The organism is Nocardia pneumoniae NBRC 100136 (assembly GCF_000308755.1).
Lineage (GTDB): Bacteria > Actinomycetota > Actinomycetes > Mycobacteriales > Mycobacteriaceae > Nocardia > Nocardia pneumoniae.
This window is the reverse complement of record NZ_BAGF01000006.1, coordinates 93,951-112,628: the sequence shown is the minus strand read 5'-3', so window position 1 is coordinate 112,628 and position 18,678 is coordinate 93,951. Positions and strand designations below refer to the sequence as shown.

At 69.3% G+C, this 18,678-nt stretch carries 15 protein-coding genes and 1 pseudogene; 7 read left to right on the top strand and 9 right to left on the bottom strand.

Annotated features, from left to right (window positions below; genetic code table 11):
- Nucleotides 1–7: 7 nt before the first annotated feature.
- Genes ON34_RS01995 through ON34_RS01985 form a run of 3 tightly spaced genes read right to left on the bottom strand, consistent with a single transcriptional unit; the run spans nucleotide 8 to nucleotide 4,351 of the window.
- The gene (locus ON34_RS01995; protein ID WP_040773330.1) at nucleotides 8–1,168 is read right to left on the bottom strand and encodes an acyl-CoA dehydrogenase family protein; all 1,161 of its coding nucleotides are present in this window, start codon (nucleotides 1,166–1,168) and stop codon (nucleotides 8–10) included.
- Nucleotides 1,153–2,217: an acyl-CoA dehydrogenase family protein gene (locus ON34_RS01990; RefSeq protein WP_040773326.1), complete on the bottom strand. Its 1,065-nt coding sequence runs from the start codon at nucleotides 2,215–2,217 to the stop codon at nucleotides 1,153–1,155. Before ON34_RS01990 ends, ON34_RS01995 begins: the two co-directional genes overlap by 16 nt.
- 25 nt (nucleotides 2,218–2,242) lie before the next feature.
- Nucleotides 2,243–4,351, bottom strand: coding sequence for an acyl-CoA dehydrogenase family protein (locus ON34_RS01985; protein ID WP_245547849.1), 2,109 nt, complete (start codon nucleotides 4,349–4,351; stop codon nucleotides 2,243–2,245).
- Between the two features lie 189 nt (nucleotides 4,352–4,540).
- Here ON34_RS01985 and kstR point away from each other — a divergent pair, with 189 nt between their 5' ends.
- From kstR to ON34_RS01950, 7 genes and pseudogenes are all read left to right on the top strand, one after another.
- Complete coding sequence (gene kstR / locus ON34_RS01980) at nucleotides 4,541–5,191, top strand: cholesterol catabolism transcriptional regulator KstR (protein ID WP_040773321.1); 651 nt, start codon at nucleotides 4,541–4,543, stop codon at nucleotides 5,189–5,191.
- Nucleotides 5,192–5,448: 257 nt separating this feature from the next.
- Entirely contained in the window at nucleotides 5,449–8,022 is a 2,574-nt protein-coding gene (otsB, locus tag ON34_RS01975; RefSeq protein WP_040773319.1) for a trehalose-phosphatase, read from the top strand.
- A gap of 180 nt (nucleotides 8,023–8,202) precedes the next feature.
- Nucleotides 8,203–9,066, top strand: coding sequence for a metal ABC transporter solute-binding protein, Zn/Mn family (locus tag ON34_RS01970; RefSeq protein ID WP_040773317.1), 864 nt, complete (start codon nucleotides 8,203–8,205; stop codon nucleotides 9,064–9,066).
- Nucleotides 9,067–9,070: 4 nt separating this feature from the next.
- A pseudogene (locus tag ON34_RS01965) lies at nucleotides 9,071–9,934 on the top strand (metal ABC transporter ATP-binding protein); the annotation flags it as partial.
- A 488-nt stretch (nucleotides 9,935–10,422) separates the two neighbouring features.
- Entirely contained in the window at nucleotides 10,423–11,292 is an 870-nt protein-coding gene (locus ON34_RS01960; protein WP_040773315.1) for a metal ABC transporter permease, read from the top strand.
- Between the two features lie 348 nt (nucleotides 11,293–11,640).
- A complete protein-coding gene (locus tag ON34_RS01955) occupies nucleotides 11,641–12,813 on the top strand; it encodes an acyl-CoA dehydrogenase family protein (protein WP_040773313.1) in 1,173 nt (390 codons plus the stop codon).
- 53 nt (nucleotides 12,814–12,866) lie between these two features.
- A complete protein-coding gene (locus tag ON34_RS01950) occupies nucleotides 12,867–13,676 on the top strand; it encodes an enoyl-CoA hydratase/isomerase family protein (RefSeq protein ID WP_040773311.1) in 810 nt (269 codons plus the stop codon).
- Between the two features lie 152 nt (nucleotides 13,677–13,828).
- Here the strand turns inward: ON34_RS01950 and ON34_RS01945 are convergent, their stop codons facing one another.
- The 6 genes from ON34_RS01945 to carD all read right to left on the bottom strand — a co-directional run bounded on the left by ON34_RS01945 (nucleotide 13,829) and on the right by carD (nucleotide 18,581).
- A complete protein-coding gene (locus ON34_RS01945) occupies nucleotides 13,829–14,137 on the bottom strand; it encodes a hypothetical protein (RefSeq protein ID WP_040773309.1) in 309 nt (102 codons plus the stop codon).
- A 309-nt stretch (nucleotides 14,138–14,446) separates the two neighbouring features.
- A complete protein-coding gene (rlmB, locus tag ON34_RS01940; protein ID WP_040773306.1) occupies nucleotides 14,447–15,424 on the bottom strand; it encodes a 23S rRNA (guanosine(2251)-2'-O)-methyltransferase RlmB in 978 nt (325 codons plus the stop codon).
- Nucleotides 15,424–16,830: a cysteine--tRNA ligase gene (cysS, locus tag ON34_RS01935; RefSeq protein WP_040773303.1), complete on the bottom strand. Its 1,407-nt coding sequence runs from the start codon at nucleotides 16,828–16,830 to the stop codon at nucleotides 15,424–15,426. Before cysS ends, rlmB begins: the two co-directional genes overlap by 1 nt.
- 64 nt (nucleotides 16,831–16,894) lie before the next feature.
- Nucleotides 16,895–17,362, bottom strand: a complete 468-nt coding sequence (gene ispF / locus ON34_RS01930; protein WP_040773300.1) for a 2-C-methyl-D-erythritol 2,4-cyclodiphosphate synthase — start codon at nucleotides 17,360–17,362, stop codon at nucleotides 16,895–16,897.
- 2 nt (nucleotides 17,363–17,364) lie between these two features.
- Complete coding sequence (gene ispD, locus ON34_RS01925; protein ID WP_051022068.1) at nucleotides 17,365–18,090, bottom strand: 2-C-methyl-D-erythritol 4-phosphate cytidylyltransferase; 726 nt, start codon at nucleotides 18,088–18,090, stop codon at nucleotides 17,365–17,367.
- 2 nt (nucleotides 18,091–18,092) lie between these two features.
- Nucleotides 18,093–18,581 (bottom strand): RNA polymerase-binding transcription factor CarD, encoded by a 489-nt coding sequence (gene carD / locus ON34_RS01920; protein WP_011206964.1) that lies wholly within the window; start codon nucleotides 18,579–18,581, stop codon nucleotides 18,093–18,095.
- Nucleotides 18,582–18,678 lie beyond the last annotated feature (97 nt).

The window sequence follows — 18,678 nt, the reverse complement described above, 5'->3', positions numbered from 1 at the left end:
TCACTGATTAACGGGGGACTCGCGGCAACCGCAGTCCGGACGAGGCGATCAGTTCGCGCATCACCTCGTTGACGCCGCCGCCGAAGGTCACCACCAGGTTCTGCTTGGTCCGCCGATCCAGCCAGGTGGACAGTTCCGCGGTGTCCGGTTCGGCCGGATCGCCATAGCGGCCGACGATCTCCTCGGCGAGCCTGCCCGCCTCCTGCAGCGACTCGGTGGAGAAGACCTTGGTGGCCGAGGCGTCGGCGATCACCTGCGCCTGGTCCCCGTCGTCCGTCCCTGCCACCTGCCAGTTCAGCAGTTCGTTCAGCCGGACCATGGCGTGCATGCGCCCGAGCGAGCGCCGCACGTCGAGCTCGCCGAGCACCCCGTGCGACTGCGCCCAGTCCCGGACCCGGTCGTAGAGCTGCTCGATCTTGCCGGACGGACCCAGGCTCACCCGCTCGTGGTTGAGCTGCGTCGTGATCAGCTTCCAGCCCTCGTTCTCCGCGCCGACCAGCATGTTCGCCGGCACCCGCACGTTGTCGAAGTAGGTCGCGTTGGTGTGGTGGGCGCCGTCGCAGGTGATGATCGGCGTCCACGAGTAGCCGGGGTCGGCGGTGTCCACGATCAGGATGGTGATGCCGCGGTGGCGCGACTCGGCCGTGCCGGTGCGGCAGGCCAGCCAGACGTAGTCCGCCTCGTGCGCGCCGGTGGTGAAGACCTTCTGCCCGTTGACGATCCAGTCCCCGGACTCGTCGCGCACCGCGGAGGTGCGCAGCGACGCCAGGTCGGTGCCCGCCTCGGGTTCGGAGTAGCCGATCGCGAAATGGATGTCTCCGGTGAGGATTCCGGGCAGGAACTTCTGTTTCTGTTCCTCGGTGCCGAACTGCTGCAACGTCGGGCCGACCGTCAGCAGGGTCACCAGCGGAAGCGGGACGTCGGCCCGGACCGCCTCGTTGAAGAAGATCTGCTGTTCGACCGGCCCGAAGCCCTGGCCGCCGTACTCCTTCGGCCATCCGACGCCGAGCCAGCCGTCGCCTCCCATCCTCCGCACCACCGCGCGGTAGGCGTCACCGTGCCGGTTCACCGCCATCTCGGCCTCCTCCTCGGGAGTCACGAGATGGGCGAAATAGGCGCGCAGCTCGTCGCGTAGCCGGCGCTGCTCGGCGGTCAGGTCGATGAACACCTTGCCCCCAATCGATCGAGTCGGAACGACGCGCCGCCGAGCCAGCGGGCGATGTCCTTGGCCTGCGAGTAGTAGCGATGCATCGGGTGGGTCATGTCCACGCCGAGACCGCCGTGCAGGTGATGACACTTCTGCATGGCCGTCGGCAGTTCCGCGGCCACGGTGTAGGCCAGGATCTCCAGGTCGTCGTCGGTGCGCTCGCGATGCTGCTGACTCGCATCCTGCTGGGCAAGCGCCCAGTTCGCCGACGCCGCGGCGACGTGCAGGGTCCGCGAGACGACGTACAGGTCGGCGATCTGCTGGGCCACCGCCTGGAACTGCGCCAGCGGCCTGCCGAACTGGTTGCGGGTGCGCAGATGCTCGGCGGTCAGGATGATCGCGCCCTTGAGCAGCCCGTCGGCCACCGAGCCGATCGAGGCCAGCGCCAGCCGGTGCAGCTCGCCCAGCCCGGTCGGCCACAGCTGGTCGGCCGGAATCTCCACCTGGTCCAGCAGCACGGTGCATTCGGGGATGCCGCCGGAGACCGGCGTCGGCGTCATGGTGAGCCCCTCGGCATCCGCGTCGATCAGCGCGATGCCGGAATTGGTCGGCACGAGCAGCCAGCGTGCCTGCTCCGCGTAGGGCACCGCGATCTTGCACCCGCTGACGCGCACGGTCTTGCCGCTGGCGACCGCGATGGTCTCCGGCTTGTCGATGAACGGCGCCGCCGGTTCGCTCAGCGCCGCCGTGAGCACGGTGCCCTTGGCGACCTCGGGCAGCACCTGCGCCTGGACGCTGTCGGGCGCGGAGGCCACCAGTGGCAGCACACCGAAGCCGAGCGTAGGAAGGGCCGGTACCGCGACAGCGTCCATAGCCAGCTCGGTGAGGAGCACGGACACCTCGAGCAGACCCATGCCGTCGCCACCGTGGCGCTCCGGTAACGGAACGGAGAGCAGGCCGGAGTCGACCAGTCTCGGCCACAGTTCCATATCGCGTGCGGGTTCGTGCTCCATCAAGCTCACGACGACTTCGGCCACCGCGTCTTGGCCCTCGTCCCTGGTGAAATCCACGTCTTTCTCCCAGTTGTCTCGATGACTAGTTATCCGCGTCACGAGGCAGCCCCAGAATCCGCTCACCGGCCACGGTGAGCAGAATCTGCTCGGTTCCACCAGCGATCGATAGACAACGCGTGAGCAGGAATTCCTTCGCCGCATCGGCATCCTGCGCGCCGACGGGCCCTGCCGTCTCGACAGCGAATTCCGCGACCGCTTGGCGGTGGCGCACCCCGACCAACTTCCGTACGCTACTCTGCGCACCCGGATCCGCGCCGACCAGCGCCTTCAGCGTGGCGCGTTGCTCGAGCAAAAGTCCGGCGATCGCCTCCGCGACGAATCCGCCGAGCCGGTCGTTCACCAGTTCCGCACCGGGTCCGGTCGCGGGGGATTTCGCGATCAGTTCCTCCAGTACCGGCCCGATGCCATTGCCGCCCATCGCGACCCGCTCGGTCGACAACGTGGAGCGCGCGATTTTCCATCCGTTGTTCACCGCGCCGACCACACAGTCGTCCGGTACGAATACGTCGTCGAGAAAAACCTCGCTGAATCGCGCCTCGCCGGTGATCTGCACCAGCGGGCGGATCTCCAGTCCGGCGCTGCGCATGTCGACCAGGAAATAGGTGATTCCGCGATGCTTGGGCGCGTCCGGATCGGTGCGAGCCAAACAAATTCCCCAATTCGCTTTGTCACCCAGCGAAGTCCACACCTTTTGCCCGCGCAGCACCCAACCGCCGTCCGCCTTTTTCGCGGTGGTACGCAGCGCGGCCAGGTCCGAACCCGCCTCGGGCTCGCTGAACAACTGGCACCAGACCACCTCGCCGCGCAGGGTCGGCCAGGCGAACCGGTCGATCTGCTCCTGGGTGCCGTGTTGCAGCAGCGTGGGAACCGCCCAGCCGCCGACGGCCAGGTCCGGCGCGGCGAGCCCGGCGCGGCGCAGTTCCTCGGAGATCATCAGGCCGGTCATGGGGTCGGCGCCGCGCCCGTACGGCCGCGGCCAATGCGGCATCACCAGTCCCGCCTCCACCAGGGCCGCGCGCTGCCGATCGGCGGGCAGCGCCGCGATCCGCGCGACCTCCGCGGCCAGTTCGCGCGCGTTGTCGCCGTCCACGGTGGCGACGCCTTCCGCGGCGAAGACCCGGTCGGCGCCGGTGGTCCGCCGCAGGCCACGCCGGGTCAACTCGGCGACCCGGGCCCGCCAGCGCGCCGAACCGCCGAGCAACTGGCGCAGCGCCACCGCCCTGCGCAGGTACAGGTGCGCGTCGTGTTCCCAGGTGAACCCGATCCCGCCGAGCACCTGGATGCAGTCCTTGGCGGTGTCGACCGCCGCGTCCAACGCGATGGCGGCCGCGATGGCGGCGGCGATCGGCAGTTCCGCGCCGCCCTCGTCCACGGCGGCCGCGGTGTCGGCCGCGACGGCGCGGATGAGTTCGGTGCGGCACAGCATCCAGGCGCAGATGTGCTTGACCGCCTGGAACGATCCGATCTTGCGGCCGAACTGCTCGCGCACCTTGGCGTACTCGACCGCGGTCTCCAGGCACCAGCCCGCGAGTCCGGCCAGTTCGGCGGCGACCAGCGCGACGAGCAGATCCTCGGCCGGGTGCGGCGCGGCGAACACCCGCTCGACGGGCACGCGCAGGTCCGTGCACTGCACCCGCGCCAGCGGCGTGCTCGGGTCCAGCGGCGCGAGCGGTTCCACCCGCATGCCGTCGGCGCCGGGCGGAACGAGGCACCAGCGCCGCCCCTGCGGGAGCTCGACCGGAAGCAGCACGGCGGTGCCGGGCGCGGCGCCGAGCACGGAATCCCAGGCACCCGTGAGCAACAACGCGTCGCTTGCGGCGGGTACGCTCACCGTCGAACCGACAACGACGTCGAGCGCGACACCGCAGGGCAGGTCCTCGTCCAGGCTGCCCGCGGTGATCAGATTGGCCAAAGCCGTTGCGAGCACGGGGCCGCCGACCAGATCGTGCGCCGCCTGCTCCAGCAGAACGGCGAGATCGGCGACCGACCCGCCCGCGCCGCCGGCGTCCTCGGCCACCGCGACACGGAAGATCCCGATCTCGGCGAGCGCGGGCCAGTAGGCGCGCCAGAAGTCGGCCGAACCGGTCCGCATTGTTGCAATTGGACGGACCGACGCCGCCCATCCGCGCATCGACTCCTGAACGGCTTTATGCTCGTCAGTGGTGGCGATGGTCACACTCCATACCGCCTTTCCGGCGTGACTCCCACACCTAGAACATGTTCTAATATCCTAGCCGGGCGGAAGTCAAGAGACCATCGCCGCCGCGGCGGACCGCGCACGCGGCCGACGAAACGACGTTTCCGGAAAGGACTTTCATCGATGGCCAGTCCGTCCCGTTCGCAGCCAGCCGACCCGAGCGCGGCACTGCCCGCCGCAACGGTCACCACGCTCAGTGAGGACGAACTGAGCTCGGCGGCGCAGCGCGAGCGGCGCAAGCGGATTCTGGACGCGACCCTGGCGCTGGCGTCCAAGGGCGGTTACGACGCGGTTCAGATGCGGGCGGTGGCCGAGCGCGCCGACGTCGCGGTCGGCACGCTGTATCGGTACTTCCCGTCCAAGGTGCACCTGCTGGTCTCGGCGCTCTCGCGCGAATTCGAGCAGATCGAAGGCAAACGCAAGCCGCTTGCCGGACAGACTCCGCAGGAGCGCATGCACCTGCTGCTGACCCAGATCACCCGGATGATGCAGCGCGACCCGCTGCTCACCGAGGCCATGACCCGCGCGTTCATGTTCGCCGACGCCTCGGCCGCCGCCGAGGTCGACCGCGTCGGCAAGGTGATGGACCGGGTGTTCGCGCGCGCCATGAACGACGGCGAGCCCACCGAACGGCAGCTGGCCATCGCGCGGGTGATCAGCGATGTCTGGTTGTCGAATCTGGTGGCCTGGCTGACCCGGCGGGCCTCCGCGACCGACGTCACCGAACGTCTCGAACTGACCGTCGACCTGCTGCTCGGCGAACGCAACCAGTAAACGGACGACGGGCCAGGTCAGCGCACACCGAGCGAATTCGACGCCCGGCCGCCACGCCGGGCTCGAATTGCCCCTGTACTGCGACGAAGCTCACCCGACCCGGTCGCGTTGCCGTTAGCTGGGCGGATATGTTGGACGCGAGATCAACACGTGCGTTATCGTGCGCACGCGGACCGGCGCTCTTCTGTGCGGCAAATTCAACCCAGTATTGTTTTGCCCGCCCCCTGAAAAAATCCTCCGATCACTAGGTTGGATGCGTGAGCGCACAGGATCTGCCACTGGAACTTCGCCGTGCACTGTCGACGGTCGCGCGCGTGCCACGGCTGCTGGTCGCATCGGACTACGACGGGACACTCGCGCCCATCGTGTCCGACCCGGCCAAAGCCTTTCCCCATCGGGAATCGGTGAGCGCGTTACGGGCACTCGCCGGCCTCACCGGTACCACCGCCGCCGTGATATCCGGGCGCGCGCTGCGGGATCTCGCGGCGCTGTCGCGCCTGCCGGTCGAAGTGCAACTGATCGGCAGCCACGGCTCGGAATTCGACGTGGGCTTCGTCCACGCGATCGACAACGACGCCAAGCATCTGCTCCAAGAGTTGCAGTCGGCGCTCAACAAGATCGCCGCGGACAATCCCGGCGTCACGGTCGAGATCAAACCGGCCAGTGTGGCCCTGCACGTGCGCAACGCGAGCCCCGAGATCGGGCATCGCGCGCTCTCGCAGGTCCGGCTCGGCCCGGCGTGCTGGTTCGGCGTTCAGGTCACCGAGGGCAAGGCCGTCATCGAACTGGCCGTGGTGCAGACCGACAAGGGCACCGCGCTGGACACCGTGCGCCACCAGGCGGGCGCCTCGGCCGCGGTGTTCTTCGGCGACGACGTCACCGACGAAAAGGCGTTCCGGGTGCTGTCGGGTCCGGACGTCGGCATCAAGGTCGGCGACGGCGAGAGCCTGGCCAAATTCCGGGTGGACAGCACCGAGGCCGTAGCTTGCGCACTGGCCTACCTGCTCGAGGAGCGGCGGACCTGGCTGGCCGGAGCGAGCGCCCCGCGCATCGAGCGGCTGACCATGCTGGCCAGCCCGCGCTCGGTCGCGCTGCTCACCCCCGACGCCACGGTGACCTGGTTCTGCCACCCGGAACCGGACTCGGCCGCGGTGTTCGCGCACCTGCTCGGCGGCCCGCAGGGCGGTCACTTCACCATCGAGCCGGAGCGGCCGGGCCTTCCGCTCTCGCAGCGTTACGTCGACGGCACGATGACCGTCGAAACCCGATGGGCCAGTTTGCAGGTCACCGACTACCTGCCGCACGACGTCGCGCCGACCCGCACCGATCTGACCAGGGTGATCACCGGCGACGCGAAGGCCGTGGTCACCTTCGCCCCGCGACCGGAGTTCGGTCAGGTTCCGGTGAACCTGGAGGCCCAGGAGGGCGGGCTGCGGGTGTACGGCACCAACGATCCGATCGTGCTGCGGTCCCCTGGCGTGCAGTGGGAGATCGTCACCGACGGCACCCATGAATCCGCACGCGCCGTGGTGGACCCGTCGCGCGGCCCGATCGTCCTCGAACTGCGCTGCGGCACCCAGGATCTCGAACCCGCCCAGACCAGTGAGGCGGAGCGGCGACGCGAGGCGGAGCGCTACTGGTCGGAATGGGCCGCTGGGCTCACGCTGCCGCCGCTGAAGCCGGACCTGATGAAGCGTTCCGCGCTCACCCTGCGCGGTCTCGTGCACGCCCCGTCCGGCTCGATCCTCGCGGCGGCCACCACCTCGCTGCCCGAGGACATCGGCGGCGTCCGCAACTGGGACTACCGCTACTGCTGGCTGCGCGACGCGGCGCTGACCGCGTCCGCGCTGGTCTCGCTCGGCTCGCTCGCCGAGGCGGAGAACTTCCTCGGGTGGGTGCACCGGGTGCTGGAGACGATCCCCGGGCCCGAGCGCCTGCACCCGCTGTACACGCTCTACGGCGAGACGCTGCCGCCGGAGGCATCGATCGACCAGCTCCCCGGCTACGCGGGCTCGCGCCCGGTGCGCGTCGGCAACGCGGCGAACATGCAGGTGCAGCTGGACGTCTTCGGTCCGATCGTCGATCTCATCGCGACCCTGGCGCACGCCAGGGAGCTGCGCGGCGTCACCGATCCGACGGGCGTGCTGCCGGACGCCGACTGGGAGCTGGTGTGCGCCATGGTCTCGGCCGTGCAGCGGCGCTGGCAGGAGCCCGACCACGGCATCTGGGAGATCCGCGGCAACCCGCGCCACCACGTGTATTCGAAGGTGATGGGCTGGCTCACCGTCGACCGGGCGCTGACCCTGGCGCAGAAGTTCGATCGCGAGGTCGACCCGGACTGGCCGGTGCTGCGCGACACCATCGCCGACGAGGTGAAGGCCAAGGGCTGGAACGACGAGGTGCAGTCCTACACCGCGGCCTACGACGGCACCGACCTGGACGCCGCGACCCTGCACATCGGGCTGAGCGGCCTGATCGATCCGTCCGACCCGCGGTTCGCGGCGACCGTCGTGGCGACCGAGGCCGAGCTGCGCAGCGGTTCGACCGTGTACCGCTACCACCACGACGACGGACTACCCGGCGGCGAGGGCGGGTTCCACCTGTGCGCGGCCTGGCTGGTCGAGGCGTACCTGCTGATCGGGAAGCGCTCGGACGCCGAGGCGCTGTTCGCCCAGCTGGTCGACGTCGCTGGCCCGACCGGACTGCTCAGCGAGGAATACGACCCGGTGGCCGAACGCTCGCTCGGCAACCACCCGCAGGCCTACAGCCATCTCGGCCTGTTGCGGTGCGCGCAGCTGCTCGGACAGCCGGTGGAGGCCGCGCTGGTCTGACGTAGCAAACCGCTCGAAGGGCCCGCGAACGAGGAATCGTTCACGGGCCCTTCGTCTTTCGTTTCCGCGTGGCTGCCGGAATCTACCGTTTGACCTGCTTTGCTAGAGTTAAACGGGAACGATTTCCATTTTGATCTGCCGGACTGCCAGGAGTGCCCCCACGTGAATACCGGATTTGCCATGAGATGCGTAAGCCTCGCCGTGGGGATCGCCTCAGCCGTGACACTCGCCGCCTGCGGCGACTCGAGCGCCTCGGACCGGCCCACCGTCGTCGCCTCCACCGACGTGTGGGGCGATATCGCCGCCGCCATCGCGGGCCCCGACGCCACCGTCCGGTCGCTGATCACCGATCCGTCCGCCGACCCGCACTCGCACGAGACCTCGGCCGTGGAGTCCGCCGAGCTCAGCGACGCCGACCTGGTGGTGTACAACGGCGGCGGTTACGACGAGTTCGCCGAGAAGGCGGTGGCGGGCACGAACAAGCGCACCGTGGACGCCTTCGCCGTCCGGGTGGACAAGAGCGACGAGAACGAGCACATCTGGTACGACGTGCGCACCGTCGGCGTGGTGGCCGACGGGATCGCGACCCAGCTCGGCGAACTGGACCCGGACAAGGCCTCGGCCTACGCCGAGCGCGCGAAGGCGTTCAAGGACCGGCTCGCCGCGATCACCGCGATCACCGGCAAGCTGGCCGCCGAGCACCCGAGAACGCCGGTGCTGCAGACCGAGCCGATCGCGCACTACCTCCTGGTCGCCGCCGGGGCCGATGACCTCACCCCGCACGAGTTCCAGGAGGCCATCGAGCAGGAGACCGATCCGGCTCCGGCGGCCGTCGCGGCCACCCAGGACCTGCTCACCGGCAAGCGGGTGCGCGCGCTGATCTACAACGTGCAGACCGAGGACAAGATCACCAAGGATCTGCGGGGCACCGCGCAGAACGCGGGCATCACGGTGGTCGAGGTTTCCGAAACCCTGCCCGACGGTGTGGATTACATTCAGTGGCAGACGAAGAACGCGCAGGCGCTGGCCACCGCGCTGGGCTGAGCAGATGAACAAGGGAGCCGCGCTGACCGAGCACACCGACCGGGTCGACCGGCGGCGAGCGAGCCGTGCGGACGACTCGGCCGTCGTCCGGCTGGAATCGGCCCGATTGTCCTTCGGCGATCGAATCCTCTGGGATGGGCTGGATCTCCGTGTCGCTCCCGGCGAATTCGTCGCCGTTCTCGGCCCGAATGGATCGGGCAAGACGTCCTTGCTGAAGGTGCTGCTGGGCCAGCTCGGGCTGAGTGCGGGCACGGCGCGGATCGCGGGGGCGCCCGCGCGCACCGGCAATCACGACATCGGCTATGTGCCGCAACAGAAGACGATCGACGCCGGAGTGCAGTTGCGCGGCGTCGATCTCGTCGGTCTGGGCGTCGACGGGCACCGCTGGGGCCTCGGCCTGCGCTCCCGCGCCGAACGCAGACGCAAGGTGGCCGCGGCCATCGCCGACGTCGGCGCGCAGCACTTCGCTTACGCGCCACTGGAATCCATGTCCGGCGGCGAGCAGCAGCGACTGCGGGTGGCGCAGGCCCTGGTCGGCGATCCGAAGGTGCTGCTGTGCGACGAGCCGCTGCTGAGCCTGGACCTGGCCAACCAGCGACTGGTCGCCGAGCTCATCGACCGGCGGCGGCGCACCCACGACACCGCCGTGCTGTTCGTGACGCACGAGATCAATCCGATTCTGCCGCTGGTGGACCGGGTGCTGTACCTCGTCGACGGGCAATTCCGGATCGGAACGCCGGACGAGGTGATGACCTCGGCGGTCCTCTCCGAGCTGTACCGGACCCAGGTGGACGTCCTGCGGGTGCGCGGGCGTCTGGTTGTCGTCGGCACCGGCGACACGATGGACGCGCTCGGCACCGCGGGCGGGCACTGCCATGGCGCGGCGGGCGACGGGTTCGCGCCCGGCGTCTCGGCATCAGACGGCGCCGCAGCGTCCGGCGTCGCCGGGTCCAGCGATCCGGTGTCTCCTGGCAGGGGCACGCGACCTGGCGATCCGAGAACAGACGGCGGTACGCCCGCACCACCGAATGGCCCGGCGACCGACACCACTGAGTCGGGTCACCCGGCACGGAGCGACTCGGCGACGGCTGGCCCGGCGACCGCGGGACTGACAACCGCGCCCGCGATCACGGGCGATCCGGCAACCAACAGGGCCGGGCCCACGCGACTGACGCCGAGCGACTCGGCACCAGGAAACGGAACATCCAGGCGCCCGGAGATCGACGACAACGCGACTCCTTCGGCTGGCACAGCGCCGCCTGTTTCCACCACTGGCGCGGCCGACCCGGTCGACGGCGACGGCAGCGGCGATGCCACCCGGTCGGCGGCGCGGCAGGATCCGAGCGGAGTGCGGTCGTGATCGACAAGCTTTCCGGCGTCCTCACGAAGATGCTGGACTTCGGCACCACCACGAACCTGCTGTCCTACGGCTTCGTCCAGCAGGCGTTGCTGGCCGCGGCGCTGCTCGGGCTGCTGTCCGGGGTGATCGGTCCACTGATCATCAGCAGGCAGATGTCCTTCGCCGTGCACGGCACCAGCGAGCTGTCGCTGACCGGCGCCGCCGCGGCGCTGCTGGCCGGTATCGGCGTCGGCCTGGGCGCCATCGCCGGGTCCGTGGTCGCCGCGGTGCTCTTCGGTCTGCTGGGAACCCGTGCGCGCGAGCGCGATTCGGTGATCGCGGTGGTGCTCTCGTTCGGGCTCGGACTCTCGGTGCTGTTCCTGTGGCTGGGGCCCGACCGTGCGGGATCGAAGTTCTCGCTGCTCACCGGCCAGGTGGTCAGCGTCGGCAACAACGGCCTCGGATTGCTCGCGGTATGCACGGCGGGGGTGATCGCGGTGCTCGCGTTCGTCTACCGGCCGCTGCTGTTCGCCAGCTCCGATCCGGAGGTGGCGGTGGCGCGCGGGGTCCCGGTGCGCGCGCTGTCCATCGTGTTCGCCGTGCTCCTCGGCATTACGGCGGCATTCGGCGTGCAGATCGTCGGGGCGCTGCTGGTGCTCGCGCTGTTGATCACCCCGGCCGCCGCCGCGGCCCAGCTCACCGCGAATCCGGTGCGGGCCACCGTGCTCGCCGTGGTGTTCGCCGAAATCGCCGCGGTCGGCGGCATTCTGCTGTCGCTGGCGCCCGGCGTCCCGGTCTCGACGTTCGTCACCACGATTTCGTTCCTGATCTACCTCGGCTGCCGCATACTCGGAACCCGCCACCGCCGCCTGGCTCGCGCTCGCTGAGCGACCGCGAGCATTGCTGCCGCCGCCCGCGGTCCACATCGGCTCACCCATGCGCTGGAGCGCCGCCTGCCCCGGCGCGCGGTAGCAGGGCAAGCGGGCCGCACAGCCTCCGTCACGGTGTCGCACTACGGAACATGCCGAGGGAGGCGCGTGTGATCGATCCGCCTCGAGCCGCGTTCTCGATGACCGCGACCGTGCGCCGTGACGTCGACCCGAATGCCATAGTCACCGCAGCTCAGCGGCCTTGCCGAGCACCGGGTGAGATTTTGAGGGCAGCCGCCTTCAGTCACTTCCGGTGGGTTTCGTATGCTCGACCCGATCGCGCCCCCGAACGAATGGTGACCAACGATGATCGACTTCGCGATTCCCGCCGAACTCGCCGCCGAACGCGACCGAGTCCGCCGATTCGTCATCGACAAGATCGTCCCGTACGAGCGGGACCCACGCCTCACCGCGCACGGCCCGACCGACGATCTGCGGCAGGAACTCGTCGAACTCGCCCGCGCCGAGCAGCTGCTCACCGTCCAGGCGCCCGAATCGCTCGGCGGACGCGGACTGTCCCACCTCGAGCAGGCGGTGATCTACGAGGCGGCGGGCTGGTCGACGCTCGGCCCGATCGCGATGAACTGCGCGGCGCCCGACGAGGGCAACATGTTCCTGCTGTCCAAGGTCGCCGACCCCGATCAGGTGCGGCGCTATCTGGCACCCGTTGTCGCCGGACAGCAGCGCTCGGTGTTCGCCATGACCGAGCCCGACGGCGCCGGGTCCGACCCGGCGCAGCTGGCCACCGAAGCCGTCTTCGACGGCGAGAACTTCACCATCAACGGCCGCAAATGGCTGATCACCGGCGCGAATGGCGCGAAGACCTGGATCATCATGGCCCGGCTCGCACCCAATCCGCATCTGCCGGAAGGCCCCACGCTGTTCCTCACCGACGGCGACCAGCCCGGCATCGTCATCGAACGCACGATGAACACCATGGACCGCAACTACGTCGCCGGGCACGGTGTGGTCCGCTTCGACAACCTGGTCCTGCCCAGGGAGGCGCTGCTCGGCGAGGCGGGCCAAGCGCTGCGCTACGCCCAGCTCCGGCTGGCGCCGGCCCGCCTGACCCACTGCATGCGCTGGCTCGGCGCGGCCGAGCGAGCACAGAGCATCGCGGTGGAACACGCTCGCACCCGCACCGCGTTCGGCAAGCCGATCGGCGAGCACGAGGGCGTGTCGTTCATGCTGGCCGACAACGAGATCGCGCTGCACCAGTGCAGGCTCACCATCTGGCACGCGTGCTGGCTGATGGACAACGGCGAGAAGGCACGGCATGAGAGTTCGATCGCGAAGGCGTTCGTCTCCGAGGAGCTGTTCCGGGTCGCCGATCGATGCGTGCAGGTGCTCGGCGGCATCGGCATCAGTGACGAGACCGTAGTGGAGATGATCTTCCGGGACATGCGCGCCTTCCGGCTCTACGACGGACCCACCGAAGTGCACAAGTACGCGATCGGGCGCAAAGTCCTGCGCGGATAGCCGAAAATTTACGGCCTGGGGTGAGCTGCGCCCGTCGGCTAACATCCTTGGGCATGAGTTCGGAACTGCACGTCGATGTCTCCCAAGGCGTCGCCGTGCTCACGCTCAACCGTCCCGCTCAGCAGAACGCCTTCACGCCGACGATGGCCGCCGAACTGGGTGCCGCCCTCCAGCGCTGCGATGCGGAAGACGCCATCCGCGCCGTCGTCGTCACCGGCACCCCGCCCGCGTTCTGCGCGGGGGCGGACCTATCCAATCGGGTGGGCGAGGTCAGCGCGACCATCGATCCGCCCCCGTGGCGGGTGCGCAAACCCGTGATCGCGGCGGTGAACGGGCATGCGGTCGGCATCGGCCTGGCCCTCGCCCTGCAGTGCGACCTACGATATATGGCGCGCGACGCGGTCTACGGGCTCAACCAGGTCCGCCGCGGCGTCCTCGCCGACGGATACGCGCACTGGACGCTACCCCGCCTGATCGGCATGGCGAACGCCGCCGACATCATGCTGACCGGACGCACCTTCGACGGCGACGAGGCGAAGGCGATGGGCTTGGCGAACAGCTGTTTGCCCGGCGGCGAGGTGCTACCGACGGCGCTGGCCGTCGCGCACGACATCGCCAACGGCTCGGCCCCGCTCCCGGTCGCGCTATCCAAGCGGCTGCTATGGGAGGGGCTCGGGATGAGCCCGGCCGTGGTCGGTCAGCTGGAAACCGACCTCAACCAGCACGCCGCCAAGAGCATCGACGGCGGTGAGGCCATGGCCGCGTTCCGGGATCGCCGACAACCGAGCTGGTCCGGCAGTGTCAGCACGGAATGGCCCGCCTGGGACGCCGCCGGTGAGCGCGAGAGGCCCAGCCTGGACTAGGTGGCTGCCCGACCGCACTCGGCCCAGCGCGGGCTCCGTCCGCCTGCGCAGCCCTCTGCGGGCCACCTCAGGCCCGCCCGGCCGCGGCCTGCTGCGACCATCCCAATCGTCGCTCGGCGCTGCCGCGGGCGGACTTCCTCCGGCTGCGCTCGTTATGCGTTGCCCCCGAGCAGGATGAACAGGAACAGCAGCGCGAAGATGATCATCAAGACGGTGCCGATGATGCCGAGGATGTAACCGACCATCACCTGGGCCCGGCCGCCGTACGGCTGCACCGGACCGGTGCCTTTCGCGGCCGCTTCGAGCGAATCCTCGATGTCGTTGAGCGCCCGCCGACCCAGTGCCCATGCCACCGGCCCCAGCACGCCGCAGCAGAGGACACTTCCCGCGCCGAGGAACAACACCGCCGACGCGTTCGGATGCTCGATCGGCTGCCCGATGGGCTGATTGGGTATCACCACCAGCTGATCCGCCTCTCCGTGTCTTCAGGCCGTACTAGTCAGGTAACGCAAGATTTGCGTTCAGGTCCTGCGTTGGGTCCGCTTCAGTACTGGGCGTACCCGAGGAGTTACCCATGTGCGTACGAAATCGGTCGTTGCGCATCGTTATTCAGGTTAGATCACCGGACCGCGCGGGGCGAAGTTCACGATGCTGGGGGTAACTCGTCAGCAGGCCCAGAACTGAAGTCGCACCAGATACGGGACCTGAACGCAATCCGCATCACCCGCTGATACAGCCTGAAGCCCCGAAGAGGCGGAACATCCTCGCGATCAAATCCGGCGCTGCCGGGCGACTTCCGAGAGCACCACACCGGCGGCTACCGAGGCGTTGAGCGATTCCACCGGACCGGCCATCGGAATGGACAGGACCGCGTCGCAGGTCTCGCGGACCAAGCGGGACAGGCCCTTGCCCTCCGAGCCGACCACGATCACGGTGGGCTCGCGTCCGTCGAACTCGTCCAGGGTGGTGTCGCCGCCCGCGTCCAAGCCGACGACCTGAACGCCCTGCGCGGCCCAATCCTTCAGTGTGCGGGTCAGATTCGTGGCCCGGGCGACCGGAAGCCGTGCCGCGGCGCCCGCGCTGGTACGCCAGGCCACTGCCGTGACGCTCGCGCTGCGCCGCTGCGGAATCAGCACCCCGTGGCCGCCGAAAGCCGCCACGGAACGGATCACCGCGCCGAGGTTGCGCGGGTCGGAGATGTTGTCCAGCGCGACGAGCAGCGCGGGAGCCGCCGATTTCCGGGCCAGATCGAGCAGATCGTCGGGATGGGCGTAGCGGTACGGCGGCACCTGCAAGGCAACGCCTTGGTGTAATCCATTGGCGCTCATCCGATCCAGATCGGTGCGCGGCACCTCCAGGATGGAGATGCCCGAGTCGGCGGCCAGCCGCACGCTCTCGGTCAATCGGTCGTCGTTCTCCGTGCCGACCGCGACGTACAGCGCCGTCGCGGGCACTCCCGCGCGCAGACACTCCACCACCGGGTTGCGCCCGAGCACCAACTCCGGACCGTCATCGGTCCTGCGTCCCGCGGGCCGCGCGGCCGCACCGCCGCGTGCGGACGTACCGTGGGCTGCCTTGGCTTTCGCGGCGGCTCGCTTGGCGGCGGGATGCTTGGTCCGCTTCTCGGCGGGCGGCGTCGCGCCGCGTCCCTCCAGCCCGCGCCTGCGTTTGCCGCCGGAGCCGACCACCGCGCCCTTCTTGGTGCCGGTCTTGCGCACCGCGCCTCGGCGCTGCGAATTGCCTGCCATCACTTGGCCTTTCCGGATTGCGGTGCGCCCAGCGCCCATTCGGGACCGTTGGCCGTGTCGGTGACCTCGATGCCCGCCGACTGCAGACGATCGCGCACGGCGTCGGCGGTCGGCCAGTCCTTCGCGGCCCGCGCCTGCTGGCGACGGTCGAGTTCCGCGCCGACCAGCACGTCGAGTGCGCTGAGCGCGGCCGAGGAGTCGCTCGGCGCGTACCAGTGCGGGTCGAGCGGATCGACACCCAGGATGCCGAGCATGGCCCGCACCTGACCGGCCATGTCGCGGGCCGAGTCGATCGCGCCGACCTCCAATGCCTTGTTGCCTTCGTGCACCACGCGGTGGATCTCGGCCAGCGCTTTCGGCACCGCGAGATCGTCGTCGAGGGCGGCGGCGAACGCGTCGGTCCACTTGCCCACCGGGATCTCCCCGGCCCGGTCCAACACCCGGTTCACGAACGCCTCGATCCGCTGAAAGGACTGGGCGGCGTCGTACAGCGCCTTGTCCGAGTACTCCAGCATCGAGCGATAGTGCGCGCTGCCCAGGTAGAACCGCAGTTCGACGGCGCGGACCTTCCTCAGCACGTTCGGCACCGAGAGCACGTTGCCCAGGGACTTGGACATCTTCTCCCCGCCCATGGTGACCCAGCCGTTGTGCAGCCAGTACCTGGCGAAGCCGTCGCCGGCGCCCTTGGACTGGGCGATCTCGTTCTCATGGTGCGGGAACACCAGATCCATACCGCCGCAGTGGATGTCGAACTCGGCGCCGAGATAGAACTCGGCCATGGCGGAGCATTCCAGGTGCCAACCGGGGCGACCCGGCCCCCACGGCGACGGCCAGGTCGGCTCGCCCGGCTTGGCGGCTTTCCACAGGGTGAAGTCACGTGGGTCGCGCTTGCCCTCGCCCGCGCTCTCACCCTGGTGCACGTCATCGAGTTTGTGGCCGGAGAGCTTGCCGTACTCGGGGTAGCTCACCACGTCGAAGTAGACATTGCCCGCCGAGGCGTAGGCGTGACCCCGATCGATCAGCCGCTGCATCATCTCGACCATCTGCGTGATGTGGCCGGTGGCGCGGGGCTCCGCGGACGGCGGCAGCACCCCGAGCTCCTCGTAGGCGCGATCGAAGGCGCGCTCGTGCGTGGCGGCCCATTCCCACCACGGCCTGCCCGCCTCGGCGGCCTTGGTCAGGATCTTGTCCTCGATATCGGTGACGTTGCGGATGAACCAGACGTCGAAGTCGTGCGCGAGCAGCCAGCGTCGCAGCACGTCGAACGCGACGCCGCTGCGCACATGGCCGATGTGCGGCTCACCCTGTACGGTGGCGCCACAGAGGTACACCGAAGCACGGCCGGGGACCAGCGGCGCGAATTCGCGCACGGTCCGCGTGTCGGTGTCAAAGAGGCGCAGCGTCACGGCAGTCGATCCTAGCTGGTGGTAAAGGGCGTTCACGGACCGGCTCTGGTCCGCCGGAGCAGGATCAACGACACGCTTGCAGCAGAGCCGTCGCCACGGCGGCGACGCCCTCGCCGCGGCCGGTCAGCCCGAGACCGTCGGTGGTGGTGCCGGACACCGAAACCGGGGCGCCGAGCAGCTCGCCGAGCACCTGTTGCGCCTCGGCGCGCCGCGGCCCGATCTTGGGCCGATTGCCGATCACCTGCACCGCCGCGTTGACCACTTCGAAGCCGGCTTCGCCGAGCAGCCTGCGCACTTCCTTCAGCATGGCCGCCCCGGAGACGCCTTCCCATTCCGGGCGTCCGGTGCCGAACACGGCGCCGACATCGCCCAGTCCCGCCGCGGACAGCAGGGCGTCGCACAGCGCGTGCGCGGCGACGTCGCCGTCGGAGTGGCCCGCGCAGCCGTCGTCACCGTCGAACAGCAGACCCGCCATCCAGCAGGGCCGACCGGCCTCGATGGGGTGGACGTCACTGCCGATGCCGACGCGCATGGTCACGGAGCCACCACCCGGCCGATGTCCGCGCCGTCGAGCACCGCGTTGGCGAGCAGGAGGTCGAGCGGAGTGGTGATCTTGAAAGCCAGCGGATCGCCGGGAATGGTGGTGACCGTGGCACCGAGCCGCTCCACCAGCCCCGCGTCGTCGGTGGCCTGGATGCCCTCGATCGCGTAGGCGGAGCGCAGGAGATCGGCCGCGAAACCCTGCGGCGTCTGGATGGCACGCAATTGAGCGCGATCCGGAGTGCCGGTCACCGCCCCGGCCGCATCGACCGCCTTGATGGTGTCGGCGACCGGGAGCCCGGGAACCACGGCGGAGCGCCCCGCGCGCAGCTCCGCGGCGACCCGGGCGATCAGCGCGGGCGGCGTGAGCGCTCGGGCGGCGTCGTGTACGAGGAAGTAGCCCGCATCGGGCGCGGCGACGATACCCGCGCGCACCGAGTCGATGCGTTCGGCGCCGCCGACGACCACGCGGACCGAATCCGAGGGCGGCAGCAGGGCAACGGTGCTGTCGACGAACTCGGTGGGAACCATCACGATGATCCGGTCGACCACGCCGGAGGCGATCAGGCCTTCGACGGCGAGCCGGACCATGGGCCTGCCGCCGACCGTGACGAACGCCTTGGGTGTCGATTCACCCAGACGCACGCCACGACCGGCGGCAGGCACCAGAGCAACGACGGGTCCGCTGGTGGAACGGACACCGTTGTCAGGTGTGTTCACGGTCAGGAAGCCGCGGCGAGGACCTCATCGAGCAGGGTCTCGGCCTTGCCGTCATCGGTGCCTTCGGCCAGCGCGAGCTCACCGACCAGGATCTGGCGAGCCTTGGCGAGCATGCGCTTCTCACCCGCGGACAGGCCGCGGTCCTGCTCCCGGCGCCACAGGTCGCGAACGACCTCGGCCACCTTGTTCACATCGCCGGAGGCGAGCTTCTCCAAGTTGGCCTTGTAGCGGCGAGACCAGTTGGTCGGCTCCTCCGTGTGCGGCGCCCGCAGAACCTGGAAGACCCGATCGAGACCCTCCTGGCCGACGACGTCACGCACGCCGACGTATTCGGCGTTCTCCGCGGGAACCCGAACAGTGAGATCGCCTTGGGCGACCTTCAGGACCAGATACTCTTTTTGCTCACCCTTGATGGTGCGAGTCTCGATTGCTTCGATCAGCGCCGCTCCGTGGTGGGGGTAAACGACGGTGTCTCCGACCTTAAAAATCATGTGTCCCGTGCCCCTTTCGATGTTCACAGTTTAACATGCGACTCGATAACGGCGCGATCAACTGTGCAGGTCAGGGCCACAACGAGGCGACCGTGGG